This is a genomic window from Methyloparacoccus sp. NF-16 (assembly GCF_056880625.1).
On the sequence record NZ_CP174130.1, the window covers coordinates 2,955,099 to 2,975,136 of the forward strand.

12 protein-coding genes are annotated in these 20,038 nt (G+C 62.4%); 2 read left to right on the top strand and 10 right to left on the bottom strand.

All coding sequences use genetic code 11. The features are described 5' to 3' along the window. Positions 1-25: 25 nt before the first annotated feature. The 6 genes from moxG to ACH5N8_RS14035 form a co-directional block, all read right to left on the bottom strand. Positions 26-499 (bottom strand): cytochrome c(L), periplasmic, encoded by a 474-nt coding sequence (gene moxG / locus ACH5N8_RS14010; RefSeq protein ID WP_483281768.1) that lies wholly within the window; start codon positions 497-499, stop codon positions 26-28. A gap of 58 nt (positions 500-557) precedes the next feature. Then, entirely contained in the window at positions 558-1,412 is an 855-nt protein-coding gene (gene moxJ / locus ACH5N8_RS14015; RefSeq protein WP_483281769.1) for a methanol oxidation system protein MoxJ, read from the bottom strand. An 86-nt stretch (positions 1,413-1,498) separates the two neighbouring features. Next, complete coding sequence (locus ACH5N8_RS14020; RefSeq protein ID WP_483283199.1) at positions 1,499-3,256, bottom strand: methanol/ethanol family PQQ-dependent dehydrogenase; 1,758 nt, start codon at positions 3,254-3,256, stop codon at positions 1,499-1,501. Positions 3,257-4,032: 776 nt separating this feature from the next. Further along, entirely contained in the window at positions 4,033-6,480 is a 2,448-nt protein-coding gene (locus tag ACH5N8_RS14025; RefSeq protein WP_460026510.1) for a TonB-dependent receptor, read from the bottom strand. A gap of 303 nt (positions 6,481-6,783) precedes the next feature. After that, positions 6,784-7,647 (bottom strand): quinoprotein dehydrogenase-associated putative ABC transporter substrate-binding protein, encoded by an 864-nt coding sequence (locus ACH5N8_RS14030; RefSeq protein ID WP_460026509.1) that lies wholly within the window; start codon positions 7,645-7,647, stop codon positions 6,784-6,786. A 132-nt stretch (positions 7,648-7,779) separates the two neighbouring features. Then, positions 7,780-9,642, bottom strand: a complete 1,863-nt coding sequence (locus ACH5N8_RS14035) for a methanol/ethanol family PQQ-dependent dehydrogenase (RefSeq protein ID WP_460026508.1) — start codon at positions 9,640-9,642, stop codon at positions 7,780-7,782. Between the two features lie 293 nt (positions 9,643-9,935). Here ACH5N8_RS14035 and ACH5N8_RS14040 point away from each other — a divergent pair, with 293 nt between their 5' ends. Together ACH5N8_RS14040 and ACH5N8_RS14045 are read left to right on the top strand one after the other, a co-directional pair. After that, entirely contained in the window at positions 9,936-10,919 is a 984-nt protein-coding gene (locus ACH5N8_RS14040; protein ID WP_483281770.1) for a quinoprotein relay system zinc metallohydrolase 2, read from the top strand. A gap of 86 nt (positions 10,920-11,005) precedes the next feature. Further along, on the top strand, positions 11,006-11,815 hold the full coding sequence (locus ACH5N8_RS14045) for a quinoprotein dehydrogenase-associated SoxYZ-like carrier (protein WP_460026506.1): 810 nt from the start codon (positions 11,006-11,008) through the stop codon (positions 11,813-11,815). A 52-nt stretch (positions 11,816-11,867) separates the two neighbouring features. On the opposite strand, the gene ACH5N8_RS14050 is transcribed toward ACH5N8_RS14045, so the two are convergent. From ACH5N8_RS14050 to glgX, 4 genes are read right to left on the bottom strand one after another with little or no spacing between them, the layout of a single operon-like run. Beyond that, complete coding sequence (locus ACH5N8_RS14050; RefSeq protein ID WP_460026505.1) at positions 11,868-14,999, bottom strand: efflux RND transporter permease subunit; 3,132 nt, start codon at positions 14,997-14,999, stop codon at positions 11,868-11,870. Next, on the bottom strand, positions 14,996-16,174 hold the full coding sequence (locus ACH5N8_RS14055; protein ID WP_460026504.1) for an efflux RND transporter periplasmic adaptor subunit: 1,179 nt from the start codon (positions 16,172-16,174) through the stop codon (positions 14,996-14,998). The genes ACH5N8_RS14050 and ACH5N8_RS14055 overlap by 4 nt, the downstream gene beginning before the upstream one ends. Before the next feature lie 21 nt (positions 16,175-16,195). Further along, the gene (locus tag ACH5N8_RS14060; RefSeq protein ID WP_483281771.1) at positions 16,196-17,812 is read right to left on the bottom strand and encodes an efflux transporter outer membrane subunit; all 1,617 of its coding nucleotides are present in this window, start codon (positions 17,810-17,812) and stop codon (positions 16,196-16,198) included. A gap of 19 nt (positions 17,813-17,831) precedes the next feature. Next, a complete protein-coding gene (gene glgX / locus ACH5N8_RS14065; RefSeq protein ID WP_460026502.1) occupies positions 17,832-19,910 on the bottom strand; it encodes a glycogen debranching protein GlgX in 2,079 nt (692 codons plus the stop codon). Positions 19,911-20,038 lie beyond the last annotated feature (128 nt).

The following is a 20,038-nucleotide window of genomic DNA, read 5'->3' on the forward strand; positions in this document are numbered from 1 at the left end:
GCTATCCTCCGAGTTTGGTTGGAAATTACTTCAGCCATTCTGCCTTGGCGGGGTCACCTGTATAGAGGCTTCGTAGCCATGCCATGATCTGCAGCATTTCATCGGCATTCAGGTTGGTGTTCTGTGGCCCCATCATGCCTTGGGCGCCCCCCCAGAGAATTTCGAACAGGCCGACATCGGTCAGGGCGCGCGGATAGGTCCAGTAGTCGTCGGCCAGGCCAGGGCCAAGCTTGCCTTCCGCCTCGTGGCCATGACAGCCGGAACAGGCGGTCAGGTAGAGGCTGTGACCCTTCTCGACGATGGCCGCGTCGCCGTTATAGGGATTCTTGCCGGTTTCCTTGAATTTCTTGAAGGCTTCGGTATCGCCGCCGGCCTTGCCATATTCAAAGCTCAGGGTTTCTCCGGTCACCGCGTGGCGAAAGGTGATTTCCGCGTGAGCCCCTGAAGCGAGGCCCAGCGTGGCCAGCATCAGGCCCAGGCAGCGTGTCTTGAATGTCATGTTCGGTTTCCTCTTCGAGTCATTCGGTCAGGGATGCGCGGCGCACCTGGCATCCGGTTCAATGGTTCTTGTACCGCTTCCGCGGCTCGTCGGTTCCCAGGGCGACCAGCGGCATGCCTTCCTCCTTGAGAACCGCCCGAATCTCCCGGGCCCGATTCCTGAGCGCCCGGTTGATGTCGGCCATCAGGGCCTTGTCGTCCTTGCGGACGCCAACCGAGGTGGAATAGTGGAAGGGCACTTTCTGGCCATCCTCACGGGTCTGGTGATCGGGTATGACCTGCATCTCCAGCTTGCCCGTCGCGGCCTTGACATACCGTGCTGCCTGCGGACCCCACAGGATGGCGAGCTCGGCATGGCCACTGGCAACCTCGTTCACCAGCTTCTCGGGGTCATAGCGGACATACTGGTTGCGACGGGCCTTGAAACCGACCAGGGACTGCAGATAGTTGAACTGGTCGTTATAGCGGCTGATCTTCTTCAGCATCGTCTCGGGAGGACTGTCCGGCATGAAGGCAATTTGCTTCGCCTGCTTCAGGTAGGCACTGTCCCAGTCAGTCACGGTCAGCCCTTTTTTCTTCGGAAAAATGAAGACATAGGCCGAGCGGTAATAAGGCTCCGAGGTGAGCATGCGGGGGTCGTCCTGGTCGACGCCCATGACCACATCGCACAGCCCCCGGTCCAGCTGGTCCCGCAGGAAATAGCGAGGGTCCCGCCACCAAACATTCTCGACGGTGCGACCCAGCTCTTTGGCGAGTATCTCCGCCAACCGGTTTTCGAATCCCCGGCCTTCCTTGTCCGAATACGGCAATTCCGCCTCGGCGGCGCAGATCCGCAAAGGCTCGGCGGCCTGGGCAAACCCCAGGTTGGCGACAGCCAGCGCGGTTCCCAACAGCGCCTTCCGTATATGCAACATGTTTGAATTCCTCTTGCTCGTCATGATTCGTCGTCGGCTTCCGGGGGCGACCCGACGGGCCGGCCCCGGAACGGCGACCTGGGCGGCTAGAGCGAGAAGACGAACAGGGCCCCACCCATCTGGGTGTGGTGGGCCAGTTCCTTGAAGGCGCCAACGGCGCCAAGGCCAGCGGTGGGGTCCTTGAGATCGAACACCAGACCGACACCCGGCCAGCCGCCAACACCGGAATAGATGGCGACATACTGCTTGCCATGGTGCTCATAGGTGATGGGGTGACCGATAACGCCGGAGGGCAGCTTGAACTGCCATTTCAACGCACCGGTACGGGTATCGCGCGCCTTGATGTAGCCATCCAGTGTGCCGTAGAAGACCAGGTTGCCGGCGGTGGCCAGGGTGCCGCCCCAGACGGCAAATTTCTCCTTCACTTCCCAGGTCATCTGGCCGGTCACAGAATTCATGGCCTTGACCTGGCCCAATGTGCCCTTGGGGCCCGGGTACATGTTCAGCGTCGCGCCCACGAAGAACTGGCCCGCGCGATACGGCAGCATGAAGGGCTCCCAGTCCATGCAGATATGGTTCACGCCCATGAAGAACAGCTTCTTGTCGGGATCATAGGACTCGAGGCCCTGGTTGTGATAACCCATGGCCGATGGGCAAATGCCCTTTGATTCGTGATCCATGTAGGTGGCGTATTCCGGGTCGCGGATCGGGATGCCGGTCTGGAGGTCGACCTTTTTGACCCAGTTGACCGTATCGTCGATCTTGAAGGCATTGACCAGCGAACCGGTTTCACGGTTGAGCGTGTAGACGAGACCGTTGCGGTCGGGATGAGTCAGCAGCGGGGTCAGCTTGCCGTCGACTTCCTGCTCGGACAGCCCCATGTAGTTGACGCCCGCGTAATCCCATTCGTCATGCGGGGTCTTCTGGTAGCCGAACTTGGCCTTGCCGGTCTGGAGGTCGCGGCCCCAGATGGTCATGGTCCACTTGTTGTCGCCCGGCCGCATGGTTTCGTTCCAGGGCGCGGGATTGCCGGACCCGTAGTACACCATGTCCAGCTTGGGATCGTAGGCATACCAGCCCCAGTTGGTGCCGCCGCCGATCTTCCAGGCGTCGCCTTCCCAGGTCTTCAGACCCAGGCCAAACTGGCCGTAGTGCGGGTTGTGGCTGTTGAATTTCTCGTCCAGCAACAGGTCCTCGTCGGGACCTGTGGCGTAGGCGCGCCACTCCTGCTTGCCGTCCTTGATGTTGTAGGCGGTGACGTAACCGCGCACGCCCAGCTCGGCGCCGGCCGAACCGACCAGCACCTTGTCGCCAGCGACGAAGGGCGCGCCGGTGAGGGTCGAGCCCATGGTGATATCGGAGTTCTCCATCTTCCAGATTTCCTCGCCGGTGTCGGCATTCAGCGCGACAACGTTGCCATCCAGCTGGTTGAGGAAGATTTTCGCCGGGCCGTGATCGCCTGCCGGGACGTAGGCCAGACCACGGTTGACCACGTCGCAACAGGCGACCGCACGCGCGGCGGGGTTCTGCTTGGGCTTGTACTGCCACTTGATGCGCCCCGGATCATTGAGATCGATGGCGAAGACATTGTTCGGGAAGGGCGTGTGGACATACATGATGCCGTTGGCCACCAAGGGACCGCCCTCATGGCCATGCAGGGTGCCGGTGGAGAAGGTCCACGCCACTTTCAGGTTCTGCACGTTGCTGGCGTTGATGTCGTCCAGCTTGCTGAAATGGCTGGCGCTGTAGTCCTTCGTCTGCATGACCCAGTTGCGGTCATCCTTCGACATGAAATCCAGGTCCTTGTTGGCGATCGCGGTTGCCGACACGGCCGTCAGGGCCATCGTGATCAGCGCGCGATTGACGGATGCTGTCAGGCGTCTCATCTGCATGTTCAACTCCTCCTCGAAATTTAGGAATGCCCGGTCGGGGCGCGGCTGGGCGGGGCTCAATGACCGGCCCACATTGTCGGTGTCGGGACGCCATCCGAACTACTGAATTGCGCCCGCCCGGCATCGGGAAAAACACCTTCGGAAGCCGGGAATACCTCCGGCGGGGCGCATGGCGCCGGGTTTCGTCGGGACGATGGAGAACGCGGGTCGGGGCGGTTCATGCCAATGCCCGCCGCCGCTGCGGGCAAACGCCGGCGGCCCGGCATGGCCTGCGGGCGCCTGCCTCGGGGTTCGGGATCGGGGCGGTGTCATCCGTTGGAGATGTCGGGGCTGACGCGGCGCCGCAGGGGCGACACCCTGGCGGGAAACCGCAACGGGCTGGCGGTGGCAGGTATGGCGCCATCGGGATCGTGGCGCTTGGCGAACGGGACGCTGCGGGTGCCCAGGCCAGGGGGGGGGGGGAGACGGGGCCGGACGGCCGGTCAAGGCCGGCTGCGGAAGGGCGAGGTGGCAACAGCGAGGGCCCCTGGCAGGCGTTCAGGCACGGGCGCAGGAATGCCGGCAGCCGCGGCGGGCGTTGGCCATGGCTTGCATGGGTGCCGCCCATCGGGCAAAAAAAGCGCCCCGTGAGGGGCGCGAACAGGATGGAGAGCTAAACATCCATCAAAGCGCATGAATGCTGCGTACCGGCCCGCCCCGGGAAAAACGGGCCGCCATGTCCCGGGAAACTACATGGATATCTTGATGCCCGCCCAGCCGGCCTGCGGCGCGCCCGGACCGACGAAGCGGGGGTTGTTGTAGGCCGGGCCCAGCACTTCGTCGGCTTCGCCGAAGTTGCCGAAGGTCTGGTAGTTGCGATTGAAGATATTGTCGAAACGGCCGAACACGGAGACATGCTCGTTGTAGCGGTACTCGGCCAGCAGGTTGACCACCACAAAGCCAGCGATGGGTTTGTTCTGGTTGGCCTCGTCGCCGCGCAGGTACTGGTAGTCCTGGTAATTCAGGTTGGCGCCGAAGGTAAAACCGTCGAAAACCAGCCAGTCGGCATAGGCCTTGAGAATGTTCTGCGGCAAGCCGGGAATGTAGTCCCCGGGCGTGACGAACGTCTGCCCCATGTCGTTGGCATAGGGATTGTTGGGACTGTTGGCGATGAAGGATGACTGGAAGGTAGCATCCAGGTAAGTGTAGTTGAAGCCGAAGCGCACGGGTTCGAAATCCGCGTTCAGGCCCAGTTCGAGACCCTGCCGAAGGGTATCGCCCACGTTCTTGAAGTAGCCGGTATTAGCCAGCGTGCCGCTGCTGATGAACAGGATGTCGTCGTTGTTGACGGTGTGGAAATAGCCGGCATTCCAGTCGAAATTGCCGCCGTAGACATTCTTGAACTGGCCGCGGAAGCCGGCCTCCGCGGTCTTGGCGACAACCTGGTTCAGCGACGGATCGGACAGGAAGGCATTGGGCAGGCGGCAGGGCTTTGCCGGGTCGGCGCAGCTGAGCTCGACGGCGGTCGGGGCGCGGTTCGACTCGTTGTAGCTGGCATAGGCCTGGAGCTGCGGCATGAAGGCATAGGTCAGGCCACCCGAGGGATTGAAGCGCTGATAGGTGTGCTGCCCGTTGAGATCGGTCCCCTGCTGGTCGTAGAGGTTGACCTGCGCCTTGTTGTAGCGGCCGGCCACGGTCAGGGCCAGATCCTCGGTCACCGAGAAGTTGTCGGTGAAGAACACGCCATAGTAGGTGGTGTCGGTGCTCAGGCGCACGATGCCTTCCTCAGTGTAGATGCCGCTGCCGATGGTGCCCCGGCTGGGTGTGAGAGCCCCCAGTTCGGTGTTGGAATTGAAGGAAGTGGTGCCGGTGTCATAGCTGCCGCCGCCGACGAAGCGGTTCTTAAACCCGAACCAGTCATGATCGAAGGCCGCCTGGACGGTGGCGCCGTTGGTGCGCATGTTGGTCTGGCTGGTGTTCTGGGTCGCGGTACTGTTGTAGGGCGTCGCCTTGACCGGGTTGCCCCTGGCATCGAGGATGACTTCCTGTTCATCGCCCTCCTCCTGGCACAGATAGCCGGCCAGCCCGGAGGCTTCGCATGGCTCGGCGTCGGTATCGTCGCCGTTGAAGGTCGGCACCAGATTCTGGCGATAGTAGACTGTGCTGGACAGTTCGATCTTGTCGGTGACCCAGGTGGAACCCTGGATCGACGCCAGGAACATGTCGGTCTTGGTCTGATCCGGATGCGTGAAAATGGCGTTGCGCTGCTGCTCGTAGAGCTGCACCGGCACGGTGCCATTGCCGTTCATGGAGCTACCGTTGCCGGCCAGGGTCAGATCGATGTCCGACCGCTCACCGCGCCAGCTGAAGGTGCCCAGCCCCTGCATCACGTCGGTGGGCGAATACTGGCGCCAGCCGTTCTCCGAGAAATTGCGCAGGTCGATGTAATAGCCGAAGGTGCCATCGTTCCAGCCGGACATGATTTCCTCGACATGGCGACCCCAGGAACCGCCGTAGACCTCCGCGGAGTGGCCCGGTGCCGAAAAGCCGGTCTTGGTTTTCATGGAGATGGCACCACCCAGGCTGTTCAGACCGTAGACGGCATTGGAGCCCGAATGCAGGTCCATGCGCTCGATCGCGCCCTCGGATATGAGATTCCAGTTGACGGTGTCGCCGAAGATTTCGTTGAAACGGACGCCGTTGACGTAGACCGACAGGCCCTGCGGCAATCCCAGCAGGGGCGAGGCCGAAAAACCGCGGAACTGGACATCCTGCTGCATGGGATTGTTCTGCGCGTCATTGACGGTGACGCTGCCCATGTAGCGCCGCATGTAGTCGGGCAGGTTCCAGGCGCGTGTCTCGTCCAGCTCGTCGGAGGTGACGGTCTGCACCGGCGAGGGAACCTTGTAGATCGATACGCCCGTGTCGGATGTCGTCAGCGGCGTATCGCTGACGACATGGACCTCGTCCAGCTCGATGACATCGCCGGCGTAGGGCTTGTTGAGTTTCCTCGCTGCGATGATCTTCTCGCTCGCGGCTGCCGTGTCGGTGACTTCACTGTCCGGCTTGGCCATCTCGCTTTCGCGCGGCTGCGGGCTCGCGGCATCCCGCACCGTCTCGGCGCCGGCAACCGACGGATCGAGGCTGAAGAGGCTGATGGCGGTACCTGCCCACAGGGCTGCATTCTGGCGTTTCATCGCTCCACTAGGCGTATCGAGTCAAAGACAGCCCGCCATTCTAGTGATGCGAATGCACCTCACCTATAGGAAAAGTTCCTGAAATGCCGGCAAGCCCGGGTTCGCGTCAGCCTGCGGGATGCACCGGGACGGGAGCTTGAACCGATCGGCCACCGCCCGAGGAAAAAAATGACCCATGGAAGCCGGCCATCGCGGCGTCGCCGGTGATGACGTCCTGCGGGGTTGACCGATCCGGCTAGCAGGGGGAGCGGGAACCCCTGGCGCAGGGGCTCCCGCCCGAGGACAAGCCGATCGGCCGGATGCCTACGGCGACGTGGGCAGCGTCTGGCCGTGCTCGTCGACCAGCGGGACGCCATAGCTGCGCAGAATGCCCTGAATCTCGCCGGCATGTTTCTCGATCAGTTCGTCCAGCTGTTGCTGGCGTGCCTTGTCGGGCCGGCGCACGCCCATGGACATGGGGAAATCGAACTTGAGTCCGGGTTGGGACAGCATCGGCAACACGGCCAGTTGGCCGGGATTCTGCTGGACCAGATAGCCGGACATGGGGCCCCAGACGATCACCATGTCGATCTTGCCGTCGGCAAAATCCTTGGCCAGGATCTGGGCAGCATTCTGGGCGGCATCGCCGGTCATGGTCTGATAGGGAATGCCCTGGCCAATGAGGCCGTGGTTGAGCAGCCAGGTGGTGCCCGGCGCGCCGTCGAACATGGCAATGCGGAGCCTGGACTTGGTCTCGGCCGGCAAATGATCGATATCCTCGGGCCGCTTGAGCGCGTCGAGTGCCCCACCCTTGCGGTAGACCAGCACATAGGTCGAGCGGTAGTAGGGGCGAGTCGTCGCCGTGAGTTCAAACCCGGTCGGTACCCCCATGACCACGTCGCACTTGTAAGCCTCGGCTTCCTCGTCGACTTTGGCCTTGAGCGTGTTGCGGATGAAACCCAGACGCTGCGGGAACCAGGTGTATTCCAGCTTCAGGCCCTGCGCAGCGGCCAAGAGTTCGGCGATCCTGTTCTCGTATCCGCTGCCATCCTGCACCGACAGGGGCGGATTATTGGGATCCGCGCAAACCTTGAAGCTTCCACCTTCCGCCCGGGCGGCCAACGCCTGCCCTGCAAGCATCACGGCCAATACGGTCTTGAACGCCCCTTTGCTGACATTCAGCTGCATGAGTCTCTCCCTAATCCAGTCGAAAGGCCGGGAGTTTACGAAATTCCCGGGCCCTGAACGCACGAAACCCCGACTGACAAGCCAGTCGGGGTTTCGTTCAGCCGGGTCCCGCGGGACCCTGTAGCGGTCCGCTTAATTGGGCAGTGCGAACACGGTGAAGACGCCACCCAGCTTGGTATGGGTGCTCAGACTCTTGTACGCGCCAACCGCGCCGAGGCCTTCGCTTTCGCCTTCGAGGCCAGCCGCCATGCCGACGCCAGCCCAGCCGCCGATACCCGACAGAATGCCGATGTACTGCTTGCCGTTGTGCATCCAGGTGCTGACGTTGCCGATGACGCCGGACGGGGTCTTGAACTTGTACAGTTCCGCGCCGGTGTTGGCGTCACGCACCTTCAGGTAGCCTTCCAGGGTACCGTAGATGACCAGATCGCTGGCGGTGGACAGCATGCCGCTCCACAGCGAGAACGGCTCGTCTATCTGCCACTTGATGGTGCCGGTGGTCGGATCCCAAGCAGTGAAGGAGCCCATGTGCAGCTTCTCTTCCTTTTCGCCAGTCTTGACGTTGGTCTTGGCCGGATAGATGCTCAGGGTCGCGCCGACATACGGCTGGCCGGCGGTGTACTCGACCTGGAAGGGCTCATAGTCCATGCAGGTGTGGTTGCCGGGGATGTAGATCAGCTTGGTCTTGGGCGAGAAGGTGACCGGAGGCTCGTTCTTGGCGCCCATGGCCGAGGGGCAGATACCCTTCTGGTTGTGGTCTTCGCCACCCGCCTGGGTCGAATACTGTGACTGCACCTGCGGACGGCCGGTCTTCATGTCGACATGGCTGGCCCAGTTGACCATCTTGTCGAACTTCTCGGCGACCAGCAGTTCGCCGGTCACACGGTCCAGGGTATAACCGAAACCGTTGCGGTCGAAGTGAGTCAGCAGCTTGGAGTGCTCCTTGCCGTCCTTGTCCTTCATGGGCAGGTCGATCAAGGTCATTTCGTTGATGCCGTCGTAATCCCATTCGTCATGCGGGGTCATCTGGTAGACCCACTTGGCAACACCGGTGTCGGCGTCGCGGGCCCAGATGGTCATGGACCACTTGTTGTCACCCGGACGCTGTACCGGGTTCCAGGTGGACGGATTGCCTGAACCGTAGTAGATCAGGTTGGTTTCGGCGTCATAGCTGGTCCAGCCCCAGGTGGTGCCGCCGCCGATCTTCCACTGGTCGCCCTGCCAGGTCTTGAGGGAGGAATCCTTGCCGACTGGCGCCATCTTGCCGTCGGTCCAGGTCATGGTCTTTTCCGGATCGATCTTCATATCAGCGTCGGGACCCATGCTGTAGGTCTTCCACGCCAGGCTGCCGTCCTTGACGTTGTAGGCGGCCAGGAAACCGCGCACACCGAACTCACCGCCGGAGATGCCAACCAGAACCTTGTCCTTGACGACCAGCGGGGCTGCCGTGTTGGTCATGCCTGCCTTGGGATCGCCATTCTTGACCTTCCAGACCATCTTGCCGGTCTTGGCGTCCAGCGCGATCAGGGTGGCGTCACCCTGGGCCATGAAGATCTTGCCGTCGCCGTAGGCGAGACCGCGGTTGACCACGTCGCAGCACATCACGCCGATGACCTGCTGGGGATCGGTGCCCTTGTCGGCGGCATACTCATATTCCCAGACGACGCTGTGGGTGTCCTGGTCCAGTGCGTAGATCTTGTGGGGGAAACCGGTGTGAATGTAGATCAGACCGTTGACGACCAGGGGACCGCCTTCGTGACCGCGCAGGGCGCCGGTCGAGAAGGTCCACATGGGCTGCAAATTCTTGGCGTTGTCCTTGTTGATCTGGGTCAGGGTGGTGAAACGGGTACCGAAGTAGTCGCCGCCCCAGGTTGCCCAGTTAGCCGGATCGCGCGACAGCTTCTCGACTTCGGCATTGGCGAAGCTCAGGCTGGGAGCCGCTAGGGCCGTTGCGACGGCCGTCGACAGCAGCAAACTCTTCAAAGAGCTCTTCATTGTTTATCCTCCTCAAAATAAAGGTAAAACACGTTTGCAAACGTTTTTTCTAGCTGGGTCAGCTAAACGAGGCGCAGTCATTGAACCCTAGTGTTTTAGGGAAAAACTCCCGGATCGCGCGCTGGGTGCGTAACTTGAAGGAATTCGTCCTAAAAGTCAACGACACGGCGGCTTGCCATCGCGGGCGCTCGCGGCCATTAGTGGCCACCCGGACTGCCCAGGTTCCTGAGGGCTCCCGGGTGGCTCGCGATGCCCGGCCGGCGCGGGCATCGCACTTGAATCGCAAGGCGACCATGTCAAAATCCATGCCCTTCTCGCCCGCCAGAGGACTGCCGATGCCAGCGCTCCCGATACCGCTCCCCCTCCTTCGCGGCCTGCCATGGCTCGGCCTCGTCCTCAGCCTGACGGCAGCGGCGGCAGACCTCGACCTGCGCGAGGTCGCGCCCGGCATCCAGGTCCATCAGGGCCGGCACGAACTGCCGGACGTGCACAACCGGGGGGAAATCGCCAACATCGGTTTCATCATCGGCGAGCGCTGCGTCGCCGTCGTCGACAGCGGCGGCAGCCCGGAGCAGGGCCAGGCCCTGAAACGGCAGATCGAGGCAACCACGAAGACGCCCGTCTGCTACGTCATCAATACCCATGTGCATCCCGACCACATCTACGGCAACCTGGCCTTCAAGCAGCCGGGGGTGCGCTTCGTCGGCCACCACAAGCTGGAGCAGGCCATGCTGCTGCGGGCGCCCTACTACCAGGAGAAGGCCAGCCGGGAGCTGGGCTTCTCGCTGTCGCCGGCCCATTTCGTCCCGCCCGACCTGCCGGTCCGGGACACACTGGAACTCGATCTCGGCGGCCGCACGCTGCGGCTCACGGCGCACGCGACGGCGCATACGGACAACGATCTGAGCGTCTACGACGACAGGACCGCGACCCTCTGGCTGGGCGACCTGCTGTTCATGGGGCATATCCCGGTTGTCGACGGCAGCCTCAAGGGCTGGCTGGAAGAGATCGAGAAGCTGCGCACGATTCCGGCCGCGCGCGTCATTCCCGGCCATGGCCCGGTCACCGCCGCCTGGCCGCTGGCCCTGACCGGCGAGGCCGATTATCTCAAGGCCCTGCAGACCGATGTCCGGGCCGCGCTGAAGGCCGGCCGCACCCTGGAGCAGGCCATGGATGAGGTCGGTCAGCGGTTGCGGCCGGACTGGCAACTGTTCGACGAGTTCCACAAGCGCAATGTCGCCGGCGCCTATGCGGAACTGGAATGGGAAGAGGACTAGCCGTACCACCAGCCATCAGCCCTTGCCAATCCAACCCGACCGACGGCCAACACGAATCACCCCGCCATTTCCGAAGGAGACCACCGATGCAACCCACCCACCTGCCGCTGACGCTCGTCCTGATCGCGCTGACCCTCGGATCGCCCGCCATCCGCGCCGAGGGCGAGGATGAAACCGCCTGGAACACGGTGCTCAAGGAGAAGCTGTTCCCCGGCAAAACCATCGCGGAAGACCAGGACACCATCGCCATCACGGCACCCTACCGGGCCGAGGATCCGGCGCTCGTGCCGATCCAGGTGACCAGCCGTTTTCCGCAGAGCCAGGATCGCTACATCCGCAACATCACGCTGGTGATCGACAACAACCCGGTGCCGTTTTCGGCGTCCTTCGACTTCACGCCGGCGAGCGGGCGGGCCGACATCGCCACCCGCATGCGTTTCAACGCCTATACCCACATTCGCGCCATCGCCGAAACCAACGACGGCAAGCTGCACATGGCCAAGGCCTTCGTGAAGGCGAGCGGCGGCTGCTCGGCGCCCATCGGCACCGATCTGGAAGCGGCCATGGCGCGCATGGGCAAGATGAAATTCAAGTTCGACGGCGACAAGGCCACACTGAGCCAACCGAACGCGGTGCAATTACTGGTCAGCCATCCCAACATTACCGGCCTGCAGATGGACCAGATCAGCCGCATGGTGAAACCCGCCCACTTCGTCAATCAGGTGAAAGTCAGCTTCGATGGCCAGCCCGTGCTGACGGCCAGGACCGACATCGCCATCAGCGCCGACCCCAATTTCCGCTTCTATTTCGTGCCGGACAGGGCGGGCGAGCTGAAGGCCGAGATCACCGACAACCTCGGCGGCCAGTTCGTGTCCACCCAGGCCGTCGCACCTTGACCGTGTCGGCAGGGGACCCAGCGCTTGCCGTGCGGCATGGTCCCCCGGCGGTTCATGCCCGGACAGAGGCGCTTCGGCGGTCACTCCAGCGCTGGGTGATCACATAGAAGACCGGCACGAAAGGAATGGCCAGCAGAGTGGAGGCCAGCATGCCGCCGAACACTACCGTGCCGATGGCCTGCTGGCTGGCTGCGCCCGCCCCGTGCGCCTTCAGCAGCGGAACAACGCCCAGAATGAAGGCGAATGAGGTCATCAGGATCGGCCGAAACCGCTGACGGGTGGCCTCGACCGCTGCTTCGACGATTGAGTGGCCCTCCTCGCGCAACTCCCGGGCAAACTCGACCACCAGAATCGCATTCTTGCTGGCCAGCGCGATCATCAGCACAAGGCCCACCTGCGTATAGAGATTGTTGTCGAAGTGGCGGGCAATCTGGGCCAGAACAACCCCGACCAGGGCCATCGGCACCACCATGATCACGGCCAGGGGACTCAGCCAGCTTTCGTATTGCGCCGCCAGGACCAGAAACACCAGCAACAAGGACAGGGCGTAGACATAGTAGGCGGTGTTGCCCAGCAGCTTCTGCTGGTAGGCGGTGGCCGTCCAGTCCATGGCCAGGCCGCGCGGCAACACGCTGTCCGCCATCTGTTCCATCAGGTGAATGGCATCCCCGCCGCTGAAGCCGGGCGCCGGCGCACCGAAGACCGAGGCAGACGGGTAGAGGTTGTAGCGGGTCACCAGTTCGGAGCCCACTTGCCGTTCGACTTTCAGCAGAGCCCCGAGCGGTACCATCGCGCCCTTCGAGTTGCGGACATTCAGGTTCTTGATGTCATCGATTTTCAGACGGTAAGGGGCATCCGCCTGCACATAGACCTGAAAGGACTGATCGAACTTGTTGAACAGGTTCACATAGGATGACCCCAAAAAAGCCTGCAGCGTCCCGAAAACGTTATCCATGGGCACCGACAGGGTTTGCGCCTTGACCCGATCGATATCCAGGAAGAGCTGCGGACTCTGGGCGCTGAAGGTCGTCCCGAGGAAGGCCAGGCCGGACTGGGTCGCCCCGGCCCGCTGCATCTCCAGCACGGCACGCTGCAATTCCGGCAAGCCGAGGCTGCGGCGGTCCTCGATCATCAACTGCAGACCGCCGGCCTGGCCCAGACCGGCAATGGGTGGCGGCGTCACCGTGGCGATACGGGCCTCCTGGATAGGGTCCAGACGCCGCTTGAGTTCCGCCAGTATCGACTTCTGGTCCAGCCCCGCCCCGCGTTTTTCCCAGGGCTCGTAGATGGCGAACAGACTGAAGGCATTGCTGAGATTCGCGGCATCCAGCATCGAAAACCCGCCGATCGTGACCCAGTCGGCAATGCCCGGGGTCTCCTTCAGCACCGCCTCCACCCGCTTGACCACCGCCCGGACGCGTGGCTGGGCGGCACCCTCCGGCAATTTGCCCACGACGATGGCGTAACCCTGGTCCTCGATCGGCAGAAACCCGGCCTGATGGTGGACGAACAGCCAGCCGCCGGCGGCGATGATCGAAAAGAACACCAGACTCATGGACACCGGCCGCTGCACCATCCAGCGCACCAGGGCTGTGTAGGCATTCTCAACACCACCGTACACCCGGTTGAAGGCACGATAGAAGGCGTTCGGCCGGTAATCCGCCGCACGCGGCTTGAGATACATCGCGCATTGCGCCGGCTTGAGCGTCAGGGCGTTGATGGCGCTGATGATGGCAGTCGCGGCGATCACCAGCGCGAACTGACGGAAGAGTTGTCCGGTAATGCCCGGCAGAAAGGCGGCGGGCAGAAATACCGCTGAAAGCACCAGGGTAATGCCGATCACCGGGCCGGTCATCTGGCTCATCGCCTTAATGGCGGCCGCCTTGGGACTCAGGCCCTTCTCGATATGATGCGAGGCGTTTTCAACGATGACGATGGCGTCATCCACCACGATGCCGATGGCCAGGATCAGGGCAAACAGGGTCATCAGATTCACCGAGAAACCCAGCATGGCCATGGCCGCGAAGGCACCGATGATGGTCACGGGCACCGTGGTGGCCGGCACCAGCGTGGCGCGCCAGTTCTGCAGGAAAATCACCACGACCGCCAGTACCAGCAGCCCCGCCTCGTACAGCGTCTCGTAGACGGCATCGATCGACTGCTGGATGAACTCGGTCGTATCGTAGCGGATGGCGTAGGTCAGGCCTTCGGGAAACTCCTTGGCGCGCCGCTCCACCTCCTGGCGGACCTGCCTGCCAACCTCGATGGCATTGGCGCCCGGCAGGGCATAGACCAGTATCTGAGCGGCTTTGTGTCCGGAAAAGCCGGCGAAATTGCTGTAAGCCTGCTGGCTCAGCTCCACCCGGGCGATGTCGCGGATACGGACGATCTGGGCGGCCTGGCCGGATTTGGGCGGTACGGTCTTGACGATGATGTCCTCGAACTCCGCGACATCGTCCAGTCGGCCCAGTGCATTCACGGTCAGCTGAAAGAACTGCTCATCCGGGACCGGTGGCCCCCCCAACTGACCGGCGACCACCTGCGTATTTTGCTGCTTGACCGCATCCGCCACATCCACGGTGGTGAGACCAAAGTACTTGAGCCGTTCCGGGTTCAGCCAGATGCGCATGCTGTATGAACCTGCCCCGAGCACCTTCACCTGGCCCACGCCGGGAATCCGCCCCAGGGGGTACTGCAGGTTGATCAGGGCGTAATTGGACAGAAAAGTTTCGTCATAGCGCTCGCCCTCGGCATAAACGCTGACCGCCTGCAGGATGTTGGTAGAGACCTTGCGGATGTTGATGCCCTGCTTTTGCACCGCGTCCGGCAGCTGCGCCAGCTGGCCATTCACCAGATTCTGCACCAGGCTGAGCGCCGCGTTCAGGTCGGTGCCGACCCGGAAGGTGATGGTGAGGGTATAGGTGCCGTCCGAGCCGCTGGTCGAGGACATGTACAGCGAATTCTCGACCCCGTTCACGCCCTGTTCGATGGGAATGCCGACGGTCTTGGCGATGATCTCGGCGCTGGCGCCCGGATAGCGGGTCAGCACCTGGATGGTCGGCGGAACGATATTCGGATACTGGGCGATCGGCAGATTGAACAGACTGACCAGCCCCAGGATGATGGTGATGATCGCGATGACGTTGGCGAAGATGGGCCGTTCGATGAAGAACCGGGAAATCATGGCGCTCCTGCCCCCGCCGGGACGGCCTTGACCTTGTGCCCCGGAATAGCCCTCATCTGGCCATTGACGATGACATTGTCGGCCAGCGAGAGCCCCGCATCGATGGCATATTCCCGATCGACCAGCGGTCCCAGGGTGACACCACGGCGAGAGACCATGGACTGGTCATCGACGACCAGCACATAGCTGCCGCCTTGGTCATAGCCTATCGCCTCCTCGGGCAGCAGCAGGCTGTCCTGCGGCTGGGACCGCTCACCACGGATCCGAGCGAACAAGCCGGGGAGAATCCGATAATCGGAATTGGCCAAAGTGGCACGAAGTTGCAGAGTGCCGCTGTTGCTGTCCACCTGAATGTCGGCATAGTCCAGCCGGGCGCGATGCGGAAAACCGCTTTCGTTCGCAAAACCCACATCGACCGGCAAGTTGGGCCGGGCCGTCCTGGCGGTGACATCCGGATTTTCTCTCCGTATTCGCAGCAGATCCTGCTCACTGATGGTGAAGTAAACGTAAATGGGATCAATCTTGTTGATATCCGCCAGGACCGTCTCTTCCCCGGCACCCACCACGTTGCCAGGGTCCTTGTACCGCCGGCTGACGCGCCCCTGGAAGGGCGCCTTAACCGTTGTGTAGCTGAGGTTGAGTCTGGCCAGTTCCACCTGGGCCTCGGCAGACATCACATCCGCCCGGTTGGCATCGCGTTCGTAATGCCAGCGATCCACATCCGTCTGGGCCGCCGCATCCTGTTGCAGCAGTCCGGTAAAGCGGTTGAATTCGGTTTCCGAATGCAGCAATCGGGCCTTGGCGGCCAGCAGCTTCGCCTCGGCTTCCTTGAGTTTGGATTGGTAGGTATTCTGCTGGATGACAAACAGAACCTGTCCTTCCTGGACAATATCGCCCTCCCTGAACAGCACCTGCTCCAGAAAGCCCTCGACTCGCGCCCGCAATTGCACGGTATAGAGCGCCTGGGTATTCCCGGTAAACTCAAGATGACGTGTCACCATGCCCTGCCGGGGATGGCTCACCGTCACCTCGGGCGGGGGTGGCGCCTGATAGGCGTTGGGGGAATCACAGCCGGCAAGGCCAAGGGCAGCGCCTATGGCAATCCCCCTGAAAATCGACGCATAGCCGTACCGGCTTGTCCATGCAGGGGTGTTTGAAGAGTTTTTCCGCGTCATGCAAGGGCGCTCATGAAGTCTCTACCAGTCCGGCATTCGCACGGTGCCTTTGGCTGGCCCCTCGGGTACCGGAATGGGCGCCAGGAGATCACCCCAATCCGTGCGTCTGGCCATGGCGGCCTTGATGGGCTCCGGCACAAAGGCCTGTCCCTCGCGAATCTGCCAGCCGCCACCCAGGCCGCGATAGACGCTGACCAGTCCTGTCGCGATGTCACCCAGGGCGGACGCAAAATTATCCTGCTGGGAAAGCAAGGACTGTTCCGCCGTCAGGACCGTGGTGAAATCGGCGATGCCCTCCTTGTATTGCAGGGTGGCGAGCTCCAGCGAGCGTTTTGCAGCGGCGGTGCTCTGCGCCAGATATTCAGCCGTGTCCTGAGCCTTGAGGAAGGCGATCAATCCATCCTCAACTTCCCTCTGCGCGTTCAACACGGCATTCTGGTAATTCACCAGCTTCGCCTGAAAGAGTGCATCGTTGGCGCGCACCTGATTGGTGATCTGGCCATAGTTGAAGATGTTCCACTGTACGGCGGGGCCAAAACGGTAGAACTGATTGCCCCACTGAAACATGTCACCCAGACTCATGCCATTCGCCGTGGAGGAAACGAAGGAAAAGCTGCCGCTCAGGGACAACGCGGGATAGAGCTGGGCCTTGGCGATGCCGATCTGGGCCGACTGCATCTGCGCCTGATACTCGGCTTCACGGATGTCCGGTCTGCGACGCAGGAGATCGAGCGGGATGCCTACCGCGACCTGCACCGGCGGTGCCGGAATCTGCGCATAGCGTTGACCGGAACCCAGGGGTTTCTGCAAGTCGCCGGGCGGTTGCCCCAGCAGCAGGCTGAGTGCGTTTTTTGCCTGGCGCAGCTGCGCATCAAGCATTGGAATCGACGCCTGGGTCCCCCCGAGTACCGTTCGTGCCTGTTCGACATCGCGCCGGGATGAGCTGCCACCGCGGAACTTAGCCTCCGCAATCCGCAAGTTGCTGAGCTGCGCCTGAACATTGTTGCGAGCAATATCCAGCTTTTTCTCGAGCGTGCGAATCCGTATGTATGTCGTCGCAACATCCGCCGTCAGTGAAACAATCGCCGAATCATAGGCGGCTATGCTCGCCAGCATCTGGGCATCGGCTGCCTCGATGGCTCGCCGGAACTTGCCCCAGATATCCAGCTCCCAGCTTGCCCCGATCCCCACTCGGCTCCACCAGAACGGCGCAAGATTTCCATCCTGATTGGGAAGCCGCTCACTGGGCGCACCCGACGGTAGCTTGAGATAGTCAGTGAAGCCGGTCAGGTACTGTTTCTGGGGGTAGAAGTCGCCGACCGCGATACCCAACTGCGCACGTGCCTCAAGAATCCGCAGGCCTGCCTCCCGCAGCGAGAGATTCTGCCGGTACGCCGCCTGGATCAACTGGTCCAGAACCGGGTCGCTGAAGGTTTTCCACCAGGCCCGATGGTCCGGACTGCGCTGGCTGAGCCGGCCATCCCGTGCATCCAGCCAGCCACTGCCAGTTTCGCTATCCGGCTTCCGGAAGTCAGGACCGATCAACTCGCAACCGGCGAGCGCCAGACAAACCGCCAGCAACAGGCCCTTCCGACACGTCAAGGCCGTGTGCGAACGACTCACCCGCAGCCTCGACATGAATGCGGTGGGCTCGCGGTCAGTGAGCCGCGAGCAACACGAAGCTACGATCCAGCAGGACGATCGGATCACCCCGCTTCAGCTGGATGCCATTGCCCGGCTCGCAGATATCCCGTGGCTCCGCTGCGCCGGTATCCAGCAACCGCTCCCAATGCCGCCCCCTGGGCGGGTCCGGCAAATGGAACGCAACCCCCTGATGGGTGGGATTGGCGAGCAGACAGAGGAGCTGTCCGCCCTGCTCCTGATGGATCTGGCAGCCAATCGCTCCATCCGCGTGCCAGTCCGGCGGATGTCCGGACGGGTTGAACCAGCTGATCTCCTCGGGGCTATAGAAACGCTCGCTGGACAGCACCGGGTAACGGCGGCGTAAGGCAATCAGGGACTTGACGAAGCGAAAGAAACCCTGATTCCTCTCCAGCAGCGACCAGTCGAACCAGGATATCTCGTTGTCCTGGCAGTAGGCATTGTTGTTGCCATGCTGCGTCCGGCAGAATTCATCGCCGCCGAGCAGCATCGGCACGCCGCGCGAGACGAACAGCGTTGCCAGCAGATTCTTCATCTGCCGCATCCGCAGGTGGCGGATACCCTCGTCCGCGGTCTCGCCCTCGCAGCCGTGATTGCTGCTGTAGTTGTCGTTGCTGCCGTCGCGGTTGCCCTCGCCGTTGGCAAGGTTGTGCTTCCGTTCGTAGCTGACGAGATCGGCCAGGGTGAACCCGTCGTGGCAGGTAACGAAATTGATGCTGTTGACCGGAGCCTTGCCGCTGTGCTCGTAAATGTCGGCGCTACCGCATAGCCGGCTGGCGAAGACCCCGGTCATGCCGCTATCGCCGCGCCAGTAGCGGCGGATGTCATCGCGGAACAGGCCGTTCCATTCCGACCACCGCTCACCGGGAAAACGGCCGACCAGGTAGGCCCCGCCGGCATCCCAGGCCTCGGCGATCAGCTTCACGTCGCGCAGGATGGGATCCTCGGCGATCTGCTCCAGCAACGGCGGGTTCGGCACCAGGCTGCCGTCGCGATCGCGACCAAGGATCGACGCAAGGTCGAAACGGAAGCCGTCCACATGCATTTCCACCACCCAGTAGCGCAGGCAGTCGAGTATGAAGTTGCGCACCACCGGGTGGTTGCAGTTCATCGTGTTGCCGCAGCCGGAGTAGTTCTTGTAGAACCGCCGGTCATCCTCCAGCATGTAGAAAATGCCGTTGTCGAGGCCGCGAAAGCTCAGCGTCGGCCCGGTCTCGTTGCCCTCGGCGGTATGGTTGAAGACGACATCCAGCAGCACCTCGATACCGGCCTTGTGCAGGGCCTTGACCATGGTCTTGAACTCGTCGATCTGGCAGCCGGGATACAGCCGCGAACCGTATCCCTCGAACGGGGCGAAAAACGCCAGGGTGTTGTAGCCCCAGTAATTGGTGAGCCGGCTGCCGTTGGCCGGGTTGGTGGTCGTGATCTCGTCGGGATTGAACTCCTGCAGCGGCATGAATTCGACGGCATTGACACCGAGCGATTTCAGATAGGGAATCTTGTCGATCACCCCCAGAAACGTGCCCGGCGCGCGGGATTGCGACGAGGGGTGCACGGTCAGGCCGCGCACATGCGCCTCGTAAATGACCAGGTCCGACCAGGCATGGTAGAGAGGCCGGTCATCCTCCCAGTCGAAACCATTGCCGGTCACCACGCATTTCACCACCGCCGGCGCGACCGGGCAGGCGGCCTGTTCCGGGTCGCCGGTCTGGCAGATGACGCCGAAATCGAGATGCCGCGGACTGGCCAGCGCCGTCGCATAGGGATCGATCAGGGTCTTGCCGGCATCGAAGCGATGCCCCTGCTCCGGCAGGAACGGTCCGTCGACGCGGTAGGCATAGATCAGCCCGCGCCCGGCACCGATGAGCCGGATGTGCCAGATATCGCCCGTCTTGCAGCGGGTGGCGTCCAGTTCGATGGTCTGCGCCGGGTAGGCCGCTTCCGCACTCTCGAAGATCAGCAGCCAGACCCGTGTCGCATGCCGACTGAACAGCGCGAAGTTGACGCCATCCTTGGCGAGATGCACGCCTTGCGGCAATGGCAACCCGGGGGAATATGAGTAGGGTATCTTCACAGGCGACAATCGCGGCGGTTCTCGCTGGGCATGTTCCAATCCTCCCGGTACGGCAGGGTGGCTCGGCGTCCTGGCCTTGGCAGGCATCGCCCGGGGACCGAGCCCCGCCAGCCAGGAAAGCGCGGAAG